The sequence below is a fragment of the Bradyrhizobium sp. LM2.9 genome (assembly GCF_054056555.1).
Map to the genome: position 1 here is coordinate 7,321,103 of NZ_JBSRYJ010000002.1, position 15,428 is coordinate 7,336,530.

Annotated in this window: 11 protein-coding genes and 4 pseudogenes; 9 read left to right on the forward strand and 6 right to left on the reverse strand. The window is 59.1% G+C overall.

Annotation, left to right across the window (positions count from 1 at the left end):
• Window positions 1-39 precede the first annotated feature (39 nt).
• A protein-coding gene (locus ACVWW3_RS37240; protein WP_456651390.1) for an IS3 family transposase occupies window positions 40-1,184 on the reverse strand; the annotation gives its coding sequence in 2 pieces (ribosomal slippage) (window positions 40-1,007 and window positions 1,007-1,184; 1,146 coding nt in all).
• Window positions 1,185-1,448: 264 nt separating this feature from the next.
• Here ACVWW3_RS37240 and ACVWW3_RS37245 point away from each other — a divergent pair.
• Window positions 1,449-1,711 (forward strand): annotated as a pseudogene (locus ACVWW3_RS37245) (IS630 family transposase); the annotation flags it as partial.
• Window positions 1,712-1,755: 44 nt separating this feature from the next.
• Here the strand turns inward: ACVWW3_RS37245 and ACVWW3_RS37250 are convergent.
• On the reverse strand, window positions 1,756-2,274 hold the full coding sequence (locus ACVWW3_RS37250) for an N-acetyltransferase family protein (RefSeq protein WP_456651389.1): 519 nt from the start codon (window positions 2,272-2,274) through the stop codon (window positions 1,756-1,758).
• A gap of 359 nt (window positions 2,275-2,633) precedes the next feature.
• On the opposite strand from ACVWW3_RS37250, the gene ACVWW3_RS37255 reads away from it, so the two are divergent.
• The gene (locus tag ACVWW3_RS37255; RefSeq protein WP_456651388.1) at window positions 2,634-3,044 is read left to right on the forward strand and encodes a hypothetical protein; all 411 of its coding nucleotides are present in this window, start codon (window positions 2,634-2,636) and stop codon (window positions 3,042-3,044) included.
• 819 nt (window positions 3,045-3,863) lie between these two features.
• Here ACVWW3_RS37255 and ACVWW3_RS37260 read toward each other — a convergent pair.
• A protein-coding gene (locus ACVWW3_RS37260) for an IS3 family transposase (RefSeq protein ID WP_456672347.1) occupies window positions 3,864-5,010 on the reverse strand; the annotation gives its coding sequence in 2 pieces (ribosomal slippage) (window positions 3,864-4,130 and window positions 4,132-5,010; 1,146 coding nt in all).
• A gap of 121 nt (window positions 5,011-5,131) precedes the next feature.
• Between ACVWW3_RS37260 and ACVWW3_RS37265 the strand changes: the two are divergent.
• The 6 genes and pseudogenes from ACVWW3_RS37265 to ACVWW3_RS37290 all read left to right on the forward strand — a co-directional run.
• A pseudogene (locus ACVWW3_RS37265) lies at window positions 5,132-5,279 on the forward strand (IS110 family transposase); the annotation flags it as partial.
• A 520-nt stretch (window positions 5,280-5,799) separates the two neighbouring features.
• On the forward strand, window positions 5,800-6,126 hold the full coding sequence (locus tag ACVWW3_RS37270) for a transposase (protein WP_456651387.1): 327 nt from the start codon (window positions 5,800-5,802) through the stop codon (window positions 6,124-6,126).
• Entirely contained in the window at window positions 6,114-6,293 is a 180-nt protein-coding gene (locus tag ACVWW3_RS37275) for a transposase (protein ID WP_456652102.1), read from the forward strand. Before ACVWW3_RS37270 ends, ACVWW3_RS37275 begins: the two co-directional genes overlap by 13 nt.
• 284 nt (window positions 6,294-6,577) lie before the next feature.
• A complete protein-coding gene (locus ACVWW3_RS37280; protein ID WP_456672444.1) occupies window positions 6,578-6,688 on the forward strand; it encodes a hypothetical protein in 111 nt (36 codons plus the stop codon).
• Window positions 6,689-6,726: 38 nt separating this feature from the next.
• Complete coding sequence (locus ACVWW3_RS37285) at window positions 6,727-6,963, forward strand: acyl-CoA dehydrogenase family protein (protein ID WP_456651386.1); 237 nt, start codon at window positions 6,727-6,729, stop codon at window positions 6,961-6,963.
• Between the two features lie 598 nt (window positions 6,964-7,561).
• Complete coding sequence (locus tag ACVWW3_RS37290; protein WP_456651385.1) at window positions 7,562-8,617, forward strand: 3-hydroxyacyl-CoA dehydrogenase NAD-binding domain-containing protein; 1,056 nt, start codon at window positions 7,562-7,564, stop codon at window positions 8,615-8,617.
• A 585-nt stretch (window positions 8,618-9,202) separates the two neighbouring features.
• Here ACVWW3_RS37290 and ACVWW3_RS37295 read toward each other — a convergent pair.
• The gene (locus ACVWW3_RS37295; protein WP_456651384.1) at window positions 9,203-9,658 is read right to left on the reverse strand and encodes a transposase; all 456 of its coding nucleotides are present in this window, start codon (window positions 9,656-9,658) and stop codon (window positions 9,203-9,205) included.
• Window positions 9,659-10,614: 956 nt separating this feature from the next.
• On the opposite strand from ACVWW3_RS37295, the pseudogene ACVWW3_RS37300 reads away from it, so the two are divergent.
• Window positions 10,615-11,530: pseudogene (locus ACVWW3_RS37300) on the forward strand (3-keto-5-aminohexanoate cleavage protein).
• Between the two features lie 1,392 nt (window positions 11,531-12,922).
• Here the strand turns inward: ACVWW3_RS37300 and ACVWW3_RS37305 are convergent.
• Together ACVWW3_RS37305 and ACVWW3_RS37310 are read right to left on the reverse strand one after the other, a co-directional pair.
• A pseudogene (locus ACVWW3_RS37305) lies at window positions 12,923-13,983 on the reverse strand (IS3 family transposase); the annotation flags it as partial.
• A gap of 63 nt (window positions 13,984-14,046) precedes the next feature.
• On the reverse strand, window positions 14,047-15,132 hold the full coding sequence (locus ACVWW3_RS37310; protein WP_247772700.1) for an IS5 family transposase: 1,086 nt from the start codon (window positions 15,130-15,132) through the stop codon (window positions 14,047-14,049).
• Window positions 15,133-15,428: the final 296 nt, after the last annotated feature.

Consider the following 15,428-nt stretch of genomic DNA (forward strand, 5'->3'; position numbering starts at 1 on the left):
ACAGACTTTCCGCGTCGATAAGTGGAGCCTCTGCCGAGATTAGGCCGCCACGCGGAGCGGCGGAAGGTTGAAGTAGGCTTGATCCGGGGGCATGTCGTCAAGACTCGAATAGGGCCTTCGTGCGTTGTAGAAGTCGAGATACCGGCCGATCGAATGTCGCGCCTCGCCGACGGTTTCGTAGGCTCGCAGATAGACCTCCTCGTATTTAACGCTGCGCCATAGCCGCTCGACGAAGACGTTGTCGCGCCAGGCGCCCTTGCCGTCCATGCTGATCGCGATGCCGTGGCTGGCGAGGACGCCGGTGAAGGCCGCCCCGGTGAACTGGCTGCCCTGGTCGGTGTTGTCGCGACAATGCCTTCGGCATTGCGCTGAGATCTCGGGCTTGCCGTGACGGACCATCGCGTCCTCCAGCGTCTCGACGCAGAACGCCGCCTCCATGGTGATCGACAGCCGCCACGACAGAACCCGGCGGGTCGCCCAGTCGAGCACCACGGCGAGATCGACAAAGCCACGTGCCATCGGGATGTAGGTGATATCCATCGCCCACACCTGATTGGCCCGCTCGATCGCCAGACCGCGCAGCAGATACGGATAGATCTGGTGGCCCGGTTCGGGCTTGGTGGTGCGCGGACGGCGATAGAGTGCCTCTATCCCCATCCGCCGCATCAGCGTCTTCACATGCCGGCGGCCGATCTTGCTCCCCTCGGCAGCCAGCAGGCCTCGCAACATGCGCGAACCGGCGAAGGGGAACTCCAGGTGCAGCTGATCCAGATGCCGCATGATCGCGAGGTCGGCGGACGACACCGGGCGCGGCAGATAATAAACGCTGCCGCGGCTGATCTCCAAAACTTCCGCCTGCCTGGTGATCGACAGATCGTGTCCACGGTCGATCATCGCTTTGCGCTCAGCAATCCCGCCTTGGTGAGCGCTCCTTCTAAGCGTCAGCTCTCCGATCTTGGCATGCAGCGACTTCACATCGACTGCAGGCGCGGCCGGCGGCGCGCCCTGGTCCCGAAAATCTCGGAAGCATTGCCCTCAAGCTGCGATTTCCACGCCGTAATCTGATTGGGGTGAACGTCAAAATGCTCGGCCAGTTGGGCTATCGTCCGATCGCCTTTGACGGCGGCCAGAGCTACCTTCGCCTTGAAGGCCGGTGAGTGATTCCGGCGTGCTCGTCTGCTCATCGTCTCTCCTGATTCGCGGGCCTATCGTGCCCGTCGTCAGGCAGAAACTCCACTTAACGTCCTGTGCAGATTTCCGGAGCCGGCTCTCCACCGGAACACGGCCGGCGGAGCGGATCCCCGAATCGCTTTTGGCTTAAGGATGACTAGTCAATCTGTCGCCCCATAAAAAAGGGCGGTGGGACATCACCCACAGTGCATCTGGCATACGTTCTTCGGCACAGCGACGCCGTGAGGGGGCGTTCACCCGGAGAACTCCGCCACCGACAGACAACTAAGATCAAGGCGTGGCTCGCCCATCGGCCGCATTATAATGTCCACTTCACGCCGATTTCCGGGTCAGGGATCAATCAAGTCGAGGCGCTGGTTCGCTGAGCTCACCAGAAAGTAGATCCGGCGGGCTCGAGGGCCGACGTCCCTGCCTCCATCGAGCTGCACAACATAAACCCAAGCCCTTCAAACGGACCAAGTCCGCAGACCAGATGTTAGCTTCCGTCAAACGCTTCTGCCATACAGCCCAGCACACTTGACGTGGCGCGGTTTAGATTCACGTGACTAGTTTCGCACCAGCATCTTATTCAAGCACTCCGGGCAGCATTGCCCAGTGTACCAGTAACACGATGTTTCCATCAGAATTGCGCGTCCCAGCCACGCGGCCGCCGAGCCTTTTGTAGAAGCGGAGCGCCGCCTCATTTGCCTCGTACACCCACAGATACAGTCCCAATTTAGATTGCCTTTCCGCAACCTCACGGACGACAGACCGGAATAGCCTTTCACCTATGCTCTGACCACGAGCCTCCGGGAGAACATGAAGATTGGCTACGAGACTTCCCCAGACAGGATCAAAATCACAATAGCCACAGATGAAGCCCTGTATTCGCCCAGTTGTGCACATGGCAACGTTTACTAGCTGATCTGAACGACGATCACACAGCCTTTGCGACCAGATGGCTAGCCGGTCTGCTTCGATCTGGCCGCTAAGAAATTCCGGAGAAAAAATGCTGGCATACGTGTCACGCCAACTTGCTACATGGATCGCTGCGATCTCCGCCGCATCTACCTCGGTAGCTGGCCGAATAACGATATCGCTCAAGTTCTTTCTCCATCTTTGTTCGTGCGATCGAGACGTCGTTTCGAACTCTTCGCAGCATATTCTCGCGTCACCTTCGACTAACTGGAGAGCCGAAGCAATCAAACGCCATCTGGCCAACAAGACAAGCGCGCACGTTGGAGCCGGATATCTCACAACGCCAGAAGGACTGTCCAACAGTTCGGGAAACGCCGGATACTGCGAGAGCGTGGCTCACAACCGGTCCGGGCAGCGACCTGGTGGGGGGTATTGAAAATGGAGCGATCCCGTCGAATGCGGAGGCTTGCTCTTGCTGGGCGGATGGGGCGATGCAGCGCTGCGCGGCTCATCGATCGGCAGCGGCCCGCACTTCCGGAGCTTAATTGGCCGGCGGATTTCGCGCGGTCAACGACCTCGGCGCAGTTCGGCGCGAGCTGGTGATGGCGGGCACGCTGCAAGCAGGCGGAACCCCGGTGATCGGCAAGTCGATCTTGAACCGGGTTGAGCTGAGCCGTCACACGGCGACCTGTTGCCAGAAGATCGCGCACAATCCACCAGCAAATGAAGCGATGCACACGACGTGCCTGACAACATTGCGATTAGTATCGACGCCATTGACGGTCAGCTGCGTTGAAATCGCGAAGGAAGGTTCATTTGGGCTCCTACCGCAACTACTGCGAGCTTCGGCGCGCCGAAGCGATCAATCACCCGCGTCTGCCGGTGATCACACGAACCACGATTCCGGAGCGGTTGATCAGAGGCACGAAAATGTGCACGAGCTCGCACTGAGATAAGCCTTGCGGCGCTCGAACTGACAAGCCGCGCATACAATGCGTCAAGCGCAAATATCTGGTATAGCATCACTAGGGCGCCTCGATTGAACGATGCTGGATAGAGAGTATGTTTCAAAACGCGTGCCAATTGCGAGGGGCTGAGTTCTAAGATTATTTGCTAAAGTGGACCTGACATGAGTTCAACAGCATGTCGCACATCCGACAGTCAGCGCTAGATACGCTAACTTCTATGTCGCAAACGTCTAGGCTAGTTGTCTTTTCTCTTATTCCTGTGGGCAACGCGAGCGAATGCCAGGCAGTGGCCCGGCCTTTCGCCGGCCGATGACGGATCGACAAATTCCTTTAATGCGTGAATGCGACGAGCTTCCAAGCCGGTGAGCTTCTCCACGCTGGCGGCTACAGGGCCCGAGCGCGTAGCCGTCGAAGAGATTGCCATGCGATGTGATCCTGTCCCCCCGGCTTAATCCAGTTTGAAGTTCGCTCTGGCCCAAGACGAGGACCAGAGCATGAAGCACCATCGTTTCGCAGAAGAGATGGGGTATTCGGTCCCCATCGTCTGACCTATTTGCAACGCAGTGCGTTTTGATTGACGGACCGATTCCATCCAAGGAGGAAAAGTCCCGCTGCGGTATGTGCAGTGGCCGAGACCGGAAAGCTTATCCGGGAGGGAACGAGGTCGGCGGACGCGCCGTCGAATGTGCAGCACACCTCGAACAATGGGCTGATCGTTGAGCGGGTAGGCCGGAGGCAAGACCGACAGAGCTGGTCCCGCTTGTCTGAACAGACTTTCCGCGTCGATAAGTGGAGCCTCTGCCGAGATTAGGCCGCCACGCGGAGCGGCGGAAGGTTGAAGTAGGCTTGATCCGGGGGCATGTCGTCAAGACTCGAATAGGGCCTTCGTGCGTTGTAGAAGTCGAGATACCGGCCGATCGAATGTCGCGCCTCGCCGACGGTTTCGTAGGCTCGCAGATAGACCTCCTCGTATTTAACGCTGCGCCATAGCCGCTCGACGAAGACGTTGTCCCGCCAGGCGCCCTTGCCGTCCATGCTGATCGCGATGCCGTGGCTGGCGAGGACGCCGGTGAAGGGCCGCCCCGGTGAACTGGCTGCCCTGGTCGGTGTTGTCGCGACAATGCCTTCGGCATTGCGCTGAGATCTCGGGCTTGCCGTGACGGACCATCGCGTCCTCCAGCGTCTCGACGCAGAACGCCGCCTCCATGGTGATCGACAGCCGCCACGACAGAACCCGGCGGGTCGCCCAGTCGAGCACCACGGCGAGATCGACAAAGCCACGTGCCATCGGGATGTAGGTGATATCCATCGCCCACACCTGATTGGCCCGCTCGATCGCCAGACCGCGCAGCAGATACGGATAGATCTGGTGGCCCGGTTCGGGCTTGGTGGTGCGCGGACGGCGATAGAGTGCCTCTATCCCCATCCGCCGCATCAGCGTCTTCACATGCCGGCGACCGATCTTCCTCCCCTCGGCAGCCAGCAGGCCTCGCAACATGCGCGAACCGGCGAAGGGGAACTCCAGGTGCAGCTGATCCAGATGCCGCATGATCGCGAGGTCGGCGGACGACACCGGGCGCGGCAGATAATAAACGCTGCCGCGGCTGATCTCCAAAACTTCCGCCTGCCTGGTGATCGACAGATCGTGTCCACGGTCGATCATCGCTTTGCGCTCAGCAATCCCGCCTTGGTGAGCGCTCCTTCTAAGCGTCAGCTCTCCGATCTTGGCATGCAGCGACTTCACATCGACTGCAGGCGCGGCCGGGCGGCGCGCCCTGGTCCCGAAAATCTCGGAAGCATTGCCCTCAAGCTGCGATTTCCACGCCGTAATCTGATTGGGGTGAACGTCAAAATGCTCGGCCAGTTGGGCTATCGTCCGATCGCCTTTGACGGCGGCCAGAGCCACCTTCGCCTTGAAGGCCGGTGAGTGATTCCGGCGTGCTCGTCTGCTCATCGTCTCTCCTGATTCGCGGGCCGATCGTGCCCGTCGTCAGGCAGAAACTCCACTTAACGTCCTGTGCAGATTTCCGGAGCCGGCTCTGACCTCAGAATGGCTGACCGCAAATCTAATCGAACTGGGACTGCCGGCCGTCAGTTTGGAAGCCCGCCAGGTTGAGGCGGCACTTTCGGCCATGCTGGTGAAGACCGATCGGAACGGCGCCCGTGGGATCGCGCAGATGGTGAGAACGGGATGGTTCAAGCCTGTCCACGTCAAGAGCATCGGCAGCCAAAGGGCGCAGACATTAGCAGCTGCTCGCAAGCATATCGTCCGCTCCAGCGCTGCCGCGGAGCAAGTCATCCGAGGACTTCTTCGTCCGCTCGGTCTCAAAGTCGAAATTGTCTCCACATAAAACGGCCAAACTACTGTGCGCCCAACCGATTGGTTACGGTGATCACCCGCTCGTCCGGGACGTCTACCCCTTGCTCTCCCAATCATGTCCGAACGATGTCTGCCGTTCGCGTCAGCGTAGCATTCTCACCGTTTCTGCTTAAGCGCGAGTACGCATAAGTCCCTCGTTACGTGCTTCGCTGGAACGTCTTCCGATCGCCAGGACGGCAAGCACACCGAGTATTTGAAAGAACCGAGCATAGTGAGCTCGCTTGAGGCTCGCGACCGGTTAGATCCTTTGCCTCGTTCGCGTTGACGAATCCAGACGGCGGACGAATGGAGCGCCGCTTCGCACGACAGCGCTTCGCGATCGTGTCGTTTACGTTGTGAACTGAACAAAGCGCTTTGTCACCAATGCGCCGAACGCGGCATATTCATCCTGAGAGCCTGACTGACAAAACCATCATCGATAGCCACACCGCCTCGGCGAGGGAGACCGGCGGGCCACGCGGGTTCGACGCCGGCAAGCGCCTCCATGGACGCAAGCTCCATATCGTGACCGACACTAACGGTCTCTTGCTGGCCGTACATGTTCATCCCGCCAACATTCAGGATGACCGTGGCGCCGGTCCTCTGCTGAAGCACCTGCGAGAGCGCGTCTCAAGGCCCGAGCATGTCTTTGCCGACCCGGTTTATCGCGGCAAGCAGCTCGTCAACGCACTCTCCGACTGCGGACTGTAGACGGTCGACATCGTCGAGCGACTACTCGGCGTCAAAAGCTTCCAGCCCTGCCCAGGCGCTGGGTCGTCGAGCGTACCTTTGCATGGTTCGGCAGGTGTCGCCGCCTCGCCAAGATTTCGAAGGTTCTGCCGCCACCGAACTCGCTTGGCTGCTCGCTGCCCATTTGAGGCTCCTAACTCGCCGCCTGGCTAGAGCCTGAAATGGATGCACCTTTTTGAGACAGACTCTGAGGGCCCGCATCCCGTGGACAAAGGTCCTGATGGCGTGACTGCATTCATCCTCAAGCGCAAACACGCCAAGTATTACTATAACCAAGCCCGATAGGGAGATGGTTTAGAAGGACACACACGGCCGGCAAGTTCTTTGAGAGCTGCCGAAGTGGCAGCCTCGCAGGTCATCGGCGGCAAGGAAGGACACGGCTCAAAACCCGTGATGAGAAAGGCGTATCCATCTGGCTGCGCTCGCAGCTGGCGCGGGCGAACAGATGCTATGCGACGCTCTGCAGTTCGCGATCGATCGCAAACAGTTCGGCCATGCCGTTGCGGAGTTTCAGCTCGTCTAAGCTACGCCTGCCGATAGTCAGGCGGAACTTTACGCGTTGTGCTCGATGCCGCACGTCGGCGCGACGATGGAAAGATTGTGACGACCGAAGCGTCGTATTACCGTATTACCAGTTATTCACCAACCTTGCGGTCGGCAGACCGCGCGTTACAGATAAATGGCCGGGCGGGCCACATGGCCGAATATGGCATCGAGCGCTTCTACCTCGATGTGCGGCTGTTCAGGCTGTTGAAGGCACCAGTCAGATCCAGCAAATCGTCATCGCCCGCAATATGATCAAGCAAGCGGCCGGCTAGACCAACAACCTCCTTCGGCATGCTCAGTCTCAGGAATGCTACCTACCCGAGAGCGGGCATTAGAATTAGCTAGGTCGTCCGAGAATACGCCCCTAAGCGATCAATCCGAAGTCTGTTTTCCAGATGCGGCGTCATTTGAGATTGCGGGGATTGCGAGCTTGAGAACGATGGTGGATTCCCAGTTGCGGCGGACAATTATCTTTCGCATCAGAGGAACGACTCGATCGAAAGCATGAGGCGACGGCATTGAGCGACTCCTCGCTTCGTCTCTAGATCTGTCGGTTACGGAACCCGGGCCGGAATTCTGCAAGTGGCACGCTGGTTGCTTGATGAGGACAGCTGCATTGGCGTGCGCTGCGGCCACCTGCTACAAGAGTTTTTTGTGGCACGCTCTTGATCCCGCCAAGGCGTTCAGCATGATTGACACTTTGTCCGGTTTTGAGCGAATTGGGAAAGATCAAGTTGTTAGGAAAGGACGCGAAGCATCTCTGAGGCGTCCTCTGCGGTCACAGGGCCAGGAGCACAGATGAGCTGTGCCAGATGCTCGCGCTCAAAGTTCATGTCTGAGGTCAACGTTCATGTCTGAGAGTTCAGCATTCAGTTCTGAGAGGCTGCCACGAGCAGTCGGGCTACTGGGGAGCGGCGTTATCGGCGCCGGATGGGCGGCTCGGTTTATTCTCAACGGGGTGGATGTGCGCCTGTATGGTCGCTCCCCTGGTGCGGCCGAGCGCGTGCAGAAGAAGATAACGCATGCGCGCCGAGCGTTTGAACGTCTGACTGAGGTGCCTCTGCCAGCCGAAGGATCGCTCACGGTTGTGGATTCGGTGGCGGACGCGGTGCACAGCGTGGATATTGTTCAGGAAAGCGTGCCGGATCGCGTGGAGGTGAAGCGACCTCTGCTTGCCGAAGCGTGCCGAGCGGCCGCACCCGAGACGCTGATTTGCTCGTCGACCTCGATTATTCCGCCGTCTTTTCTGCAGACCGATATGCCGCGCCCCGAGCGCCTGCTTGTCGCTCATCCATTCCAGCCGGTATACTTGGTTCCATTAGTTGAATTATGCGCGGGACAGCGCACGGCGCCCGAGACCTTGCAGCGGGCGGCGCGCATCTACAGGGCGCTTGGGATGCATCCGCTTGTCGTGCGCAAAGAGATCGAGGGATTTATCGCGAACCGGATACAGACCGCCGCGTGGCGTGAGGCACTGTGGCTGGTGCAGGACAACGTTGCCACCGTCCAGGAAATCGACGACGCGGTCCGTTACTCCTTCGGGGTGCGACGGCCGGTCCTCGGACCCATTATGACCTACCTCGTGGGCAGCGGCGAAACCACTATACGTGCCTTCTTGAATAAATGGCGGGGATGGTCGGGGATTAATAGCTCCAAGTTCACTGAGGTGCCAGAGTACACTGACGCCTTCCTGGACAAGCTGACCGAGCAGTCGGCTGCGCTGGCCTTGGGCGAGAACATGATGATCTCCGAGTACCAAGAGATGCTCGACAATGGCATTGTCGGAGTGCTGAAGGGCTTGCGCTCGGAGGGGGTCGGTGCGGGAGAAACGCTCGCGCGATGGGAACAGTCGCTTCGCAATCGCATTCCAGCCAGTTCACCAGCTACTCCTAATAGCAAAGCCTGAGATGTCGTTCAACTGACGCAATTACAACCGCAGTCTCACTGCGAGCCGTTATCTCCATTCCTTTGACACCAATCCCTCATTCGTTCGTCGACGTAGACGGGGAGTACCTGTAGAGTATATTCGAGACGCACCCGTTCCATGTCCGGGACTTTTACCGACCACGTGCTCGGGCCCGAAGATAATGAGTGGGTGGCGGCACAGGCGAGCAGATGCTGATCAATGAAGGCGAGCCAAGTAGGCGAGCCAAGTAGGCAGCAGGGCCCGACAGGAGAACGTCCGCGAGCACATGCAACCTGGTTCAAGTCTGCTTTTTGGGAGCCAGCCTTAGGCATGGTGGATCGTGTGTTTTGGAACGACGAGAGTTGCATATCGGGCCTGATTATCGGTCGTTCGAGACAGCGAGATCTGGCGGACCAGCTCGTCGTAGCGTGCTCTGGAGGATTTCACTGGCGCGGCTTCCAGGAGACCTTCGACCATTGGAACAGTGCCTTTTGGGCGTTCAGCGCCACTGGAGCCAGAAAGGCATCGGCGTCCTAACATTCCCTATCTGATGATGAACACCGTGTTAGCAGGAGCATGATTTTTTTATACGGAAACATAGGCTGATTCTTGGAACAGTTGGCGCATTCCCTCTTTGGAGAAGACATCGAGGAGTTCGCCGAGTGTGGGCCAAGTCGCTTCGACGTCACGTCTCTGTGCGGCTCGCATCAGGTGTTTGAGCTTGGCGAAAGGGTGAGGTCTGGCCTTATAAAGCGGCAGGAAGAGCACATGGGCTCCTGCGGCGCGGACGGCGTTGCGCGCCTTTCGCTTGTGACTGCCGAGTTTGTCGACGATCACGACTTCACGTTTTGCGAGGGTCGGCGCCAGTACCTTTCGATAGAGGGTAAAGAGCTCGCCATTAATGGGACCGGCGACGACCCATGGCGCGCTGATCCGGTCATCGCGCAGCGCTGCATTGAAGGTCATGGTTGTCCAATGGCGGAAAGGCTCAGATGCCTGCAGGCGTATCCCGCTCGGCCCTCGGCCCCGCAGCGGCGCCATGTTGGTTTTGATCTGGTCTCATCGATAAAGACCAGGCGCGACGCGTCGATCTTGCCCCGATGGGTCTTCCAACGCGCCCGTTTACGCGTGATATCGGGCTTGTACGGCCGGTAGGATCTTTTTTGACGTTCAGCCCTTCGGCGTGAACGAACGTCCACACCGCCCGCACGTCTGTGTTGATCCCGCGCTCCGCCAGTTCCTGCATCAGTTTCCGCAAAGTGAATGGACCGGAGCGAATGCGTTTGCGCAGCCAGTCTGCATTTAGTACCGGACAGAATCGGCTACTTGTGACCGTCGATCTTGCCGTGAGAAATGCCTCCGGTCTTCCGCCTCAGATTCTTCCACTTCGTTACACAGAAAGGATTGATCTGAAGCGCTTCTGCGATCGAACGAACGGTCTCGCCCGCGTCCGCCCTCGCCAGAGCGAGGTCGCGAAGATCTTCTGAATAGGGTCACGTCATCCATGCTGACCCGCGTGCTCCAGCATGGAGTTCAAAATAGAAGTTGGCCCGATGGCCGATTCCGGTAACAAAACAACATACTCCTAGGCGATGCACTGATGTTCCACGTCGTCGGTAAGGTCGTCAAACGGGCGCATCATCAGGCAGCCATTGAGACTCAGCGCGAGGGATGACCAGCACGTCAGCGTCCATTTTTGTGACGCCATGCGTGTCGGGTTCGTTGCAGCTATGTACGAACTCGGACAAACCGCAGCTCATTCCAAAAGCCGGCGGCTGCCTGGACGTACTTTATCCGTCCGGCAAGCCGCGTGCAGCATTCCGGTTACGGCACGCCGATTGCTTGGACAAAGACTGGCCGTCGAACCGTTGCCCCCGGCGCTGACGCAAGGTGTTCCCAATCGATTGCACCTAGTAATGCGCTGGCACTTCGACAGCTCAACGCGACGACGGTGTCTACTGAAAGTCCTTAAGCTTCCAGGAATGGAGAAGGTCACTATGATCTCGGAGGTATTCATTACTTGTGCTGTAACAGGCGGTGGGGATGCGGTCGAGCGTAGCCCGCATGTGCCGGTTACCCCGGAGCAGATAGCGCAGTCTGCGATCGAGGCTACGCGATCCGGCGCGGCGGTGGTGCACATCCACGTCCGTGATCCAAACACGCGGCGTGGCTCGGCCGATCTGGCCTTGTATCGGGCGGTGGTGGGAGCGCATTCGGGAATCAAGCGTAAATCCGGTCATCAATCTGACCGCGGGGGTGGGCGGCGGCCTAGTGCTGGGTGAAGCGGACTCTCCTCTGCCGCCGAACCCAATGGGCACGGATCTAGCGGGCGCACGTCAGCGGCTGTTACACGTGGAAGAGCTCCGCCCGGAAATCTGTACACTGGATTGCGGATCGATGAACTGGGGTGCAGGCAGTCAGTACGTCATGGTCAATACGGCTGGGACATTGCGCGCGATGGCTACGCGCGTGAAAGAGCTCGGGGTGCGTCCTGAGCTTGAGGTGTTTGATGCTGGTCAATTGGTATTGGTACGCGATTTGATCAAAGAAGGCCTGATTGACGATCCGGCATTGATCCAGCTATGTATGGGCATTCGCTACGGTGCGCCAGATGACCCCACCACGCTCATGGCGTTAGTGCACCAGCTCCCATCACAAGCCATTTACTCGGCCTTTTCGATCGGACGGATGCAGCTACCCTATGTGGCGCTGGCCCCGTTGGTCGGCGCAAACGTGCGAGTAGGCTTGGAGGACAACCTTTACCTCTCTCGCGGGCGATTGGCCACTAACGCCGAACTCACTCAGCGGGCAGTGGAGATTCTCGAGAGGATTGGGGTCCGGGTAATGAGCCCAGATGAGGTGCGCCAGAAGCTCTCACCAAAAGTTCTGGTCTATGATGGCAACGGAGGATGACAGGAGCAACGGCGCGATCGGCAGCACGCAGATTGGGTAGACACGGCGTTAACCCGCGAGCAGATGCTGGTTCACGTCAGGGCCGGACGCGGGGCTGCAGACCCATGTCATTTCCGGGCAACACAGTTTTGTGGATCTCGCGCGTTCTGCCTCGCAGATAACACAAGCCTTGAGTGCTCAAGAAGGGAACCATGCTGAATAACAGATTGTGTGCGATAGTGACGGGCTCGCCGTCTGGGCTTGGAGCTGCGATGGCGCTCTCTTGTCCAAGATGGGGCGCACATCGTGGTCAACTATTCCAACAGCCAGAAGGCAGCTAAAGTCTGCCGCATTGCGGGCGGCCGCCGAGGTGGTAGTGTTGCAAGGCGACGTCTCTCGCGACCAAGATTGCAGGAAATTCGTCTACGCCGCTACGCCCTGGGGGCGGCTTAACTTGCTCATCAACAATGCCGGTACAACAAAGCACGTCCCAAATGGCGATCTCGATGGGCCTCTCGGCGGAGGATCTTCAGCGCATCTATGCCGTCAATACGAGGGGACCATATCAGATGATCGTGCAGCGCGGTCGCTCCTCAACGGCGGTGCTAAAGGCGAGCGAACGACCAGCCGCCGTGGTGAACGTCTACTCGATCGCAGGCATCAACGGCGGCGGCTCATCCATCGCGTACTCAGCGAGCAAGGGCGAGGGAATGCCGTTACGCCGGCGCTGGCACGTGGGCTCGCGCCTTCCATTCGCGTCAATACCGTTTGTCGTGGCGACATCGATACTCAATCCTTCACCAAGGGGGCCATGGAGCCGGGGACTCGGCAGGTGCGTGATGCCGCGCTGGCGCAAATGCGCTTAAGGTCGTCTCGACAACGGAGGATGTCGCGCAGCTTGTCTGCTTCCTCGCAAGTCCAGCGTCGAGCAACATGACCTACGAATGCTTGCGCACGAACGGCGGCTTGCATCTACTTTTGTGAAAACCGCGAACTCCTTCTGTGGATGCCGGAGGGCAGGCTGGAGTTGACCTGATGGACCGGACGCTTGGCTGGTTTGATTGACTATGTACTCCCGTTCTGAGCAATATCTCAGCCGTGAATGCGGATGTCCAATGAGGCTGGGTTGATGGCTGATCCTTTTGGCGCTCGCCTGGGTGCAGCGCGTTGTGCTTGACAGGTTGGCATGGCGGAAGCAGCACCCGGATCGCGCGGATATCGGCGCCGTTCTCCAAAAGATAGGTGGCAAGACGATCTGGTTGAGGGCAGATCATGATATCCCCATTGCCACCAGATGAACTGACCTGCCACTAACGTTTCATCCAGCGGGTTAGAGCCTCGGGCTTTTGTGCGCCGACTGGCCAGTGGAGCAATGGGCGATCGGCAACTGGTGGGGTTGCGTAGCCGATCGCCAGTTGCGGTGAACGACCGCTGGGGTGAGGTATTCATCCAGGAGTGCGGGCGGTCACAGTTGTAGTCGGCAAAATTGCTGCCCTTGCGTCATCGAGATCGAAGAGCAGGATCTCGTTAAGCCTTCATCGCGCCTGCGCCCATTGAAGCTCTTGACGAAGGCATTCTGGACTGGCTTGGCTGGAGCGATGATGTGCCAGTCGATACGGTGTCCTTCCACCAAGCCAGCCTCGCAATTCAGGTGAACATGGTGCAGTTGTCGGAGACAATCAAGCCCGGTTTGCCGCGCGCTCGACAATCGCCGTCAGCTCCCGAGCCACCCGCGGTCCGGTGATCGACGTGTCGGGGATCGCACCCAGGCATTCCCGGGTGACGTCGTCGACGACGTTCAGGATCCGGAAACGCCGACCGCACGCGAACTGGTCATGGACAAAGTCCAGCGACCAGCGGGCATTCGGCCTGGCCTCGACCAGGATTGGAGCCCGTACGCCCACAGCGCGGCGGCGGGCGCGCCGCTTGCGTACGGTCAGGCCCTCCTCGCGATACAGCCGGTAGATCCGGTTGATCCCCGGACGGCTCGCCGCGCTGCCGCAGCAGCACGAACAGCCGCCGGTAGCCGAACCGCCTGCGCGCATGCGCGAGCTCACGCAACTCGATGCGCAGTTCGGTATCCGGCCGCCGACACGAGCGGTATCGGATCATCTTGCGGTCGGCGCTGACGATCGAGCAGGCCCGCCGTTCCGACAGGCCGAGTTCGGCCTGCAGATGCGCGACAGCCTCGCGCTGGGCGGCGGGCCCTACCATTTTTTTGAAAGCAACTCGCGAAGTGCTGCAGCATCCAGCATCTGTTCGGCCAGGAGCTTCTTCAGCTTGGCATTCTCCTCCTCAAGCTGCTTCAGCCGCTTGGCCTCGGAAACGTCCATGCCGCCATATTTGGCCTTCCAATTATACAGTGTGGCTTCCGAGACGCCGTGCTTGCGCGCGAGATCGGCGGTCTTCGCACCAGCCTCATGTTCCCGCAGCACGCCGATAATCTGTTCCTCAGTAAACCTGGCTCGCTTCATCTGTCCGTCCTTGAGAAGGCCGGACTCTAGCTCCCCGTGGAGGAAATTTGCAGGGGCAGGTCACTATGCGGCGAGCAGTTTTGGAATTCGGATCAGGTTATAGGCGATCAGATTAAGCAGGAAGTCGGCGGCGACGCGAGCGATGCCCCGATGTTTGGTCTTGCGCATGGTGCCATGCTGCTTGCCCCATCCGAAAATGCACTCGACCATCGCCCGGCGTGATTGCGACATGCCGTATCCCGGATGCCGCGTGGTTCGTTCGTCGATCGCGCTGTTACGGTTCTTGCCGGTTTTGGTGATGGCCTGGTTCTGTGTCACATGCGGCGTCACGCCGATGGCGCGAAGATTGGCGACATGATCGGCCGTATCGTACGCCTTGTCCTCACCAGCCGTGATGCGGCGACCTGCGGCTTTGCGTCTCGCCTTCAGCATGACCTCCGCAGCCCGGCGTTCGGCGGTGCCATTGGCATGCGTGACCCTGCCGGCCACCGCCAGCCCATGCCGGTTCTCCATGGTGGCGTGGCCCATATAGCAAAGCTTGGCCTCCCGTCCGGCCGCCTTGCGATAAAGCCTGCTGTCCGGGTCACTGGTGCTCGCATGGGTGTCGTTCTTGCGTTTCTGGCCATGGAAGTTGGCGCCGTCATCATCGTCGCCGCTGCCGTCCTTGGGGCGAAAACTCTTCTGCGAAGCCCAGGCTTCGATCAGCGTTCCGTCCACCGAAAAATGCTCGTCCGACAATAGCGGCTTGACCTGAGAATGGTTCAGAAGCCTGGTCATGAACTTCGTGAACACATCGCCGTTCTGCAGCCGCTCCCGGTTCTTGGTAAAGGTGGTCGGGTCCCAGACCGGATCGTCCGGCGACAGTCCCACGAACCAGCGATACAAAAGATTGTAGTCCAGTTGCTCCATCAGCTGGCGTTCCGAGCGGATGCCGTAGAACACCTGCAGCAGCAAGGCGCTCAGCAATTGCTCCGGAGGGATCGAAGGACGTCCCTCGCTGGCGTATAGCTTTCCAAGGCTGCGGTTCAAATCACTCAAAACATCCCGGACAAGTTCCCGGACCTTCCGCAGCGGATGGTTCGCTGGCACACGTTTATCCGGCGCGATGTACGAAAACAGGCCGCCCTGATCCGTAAACCTGCCGCGCATGATCGTCTCCGCCGATTCGAGATGATAAAGTGAATCATCAAGTCCCCTCCCTGGCGAGGGGGTTTTTCAGCAGTCTGCTAGGTTATCACAGTTAGCGCCATAACGCTTTAGCTTGTCGATCCTGCTGACCAGGCCGCTTTCGCTCGTTTGCAATGTGATTGCATTATCGAACTGCCGCATGCACCCGCAAGAGATTACCGAGATAAGACAATAGGACAAATCACTCGGATCGACGGTCCCTACAGATAGGGTTGCTCCTCGGCCGTGCCGCATCGCGCGCTGTGAAACAGCGGGAA

Excerpts from the sequence above, each read along its gene's own strand:
- ACVWW3_RS37270 (WP_456651387.1), top strand. The coding sequence starts at position 5,800 with ATGCGCCGAACGCGGCATATTCATCCTGAGAGCCTGACTGACAAAACC.
- ACVWW3_RS37290 (WP_456651385.1), top strand. The coding sequence starts at position 7,562 with ATGTCTGAGAGTTCAGCATTCAGTTCTGAGAGGCTGCCACGAGCAGTC.
- ACVWW3_RS37295 (WP_456651384.1), bottom strand. The coding sequence starts at position 9,658 with ATGGCGCCGCTGCGGGGCCGAGGGCCGAGCGGGATACGCCTGCAGGCA.
- ACVWW3_RS37310 (WP_247772700.1), bottom strand. The coding sequence starts at position 15,132 with ATGCGCGGCAGGTTTACGGATCAGGGCGGCCTGTTTTCGTACATCGCG.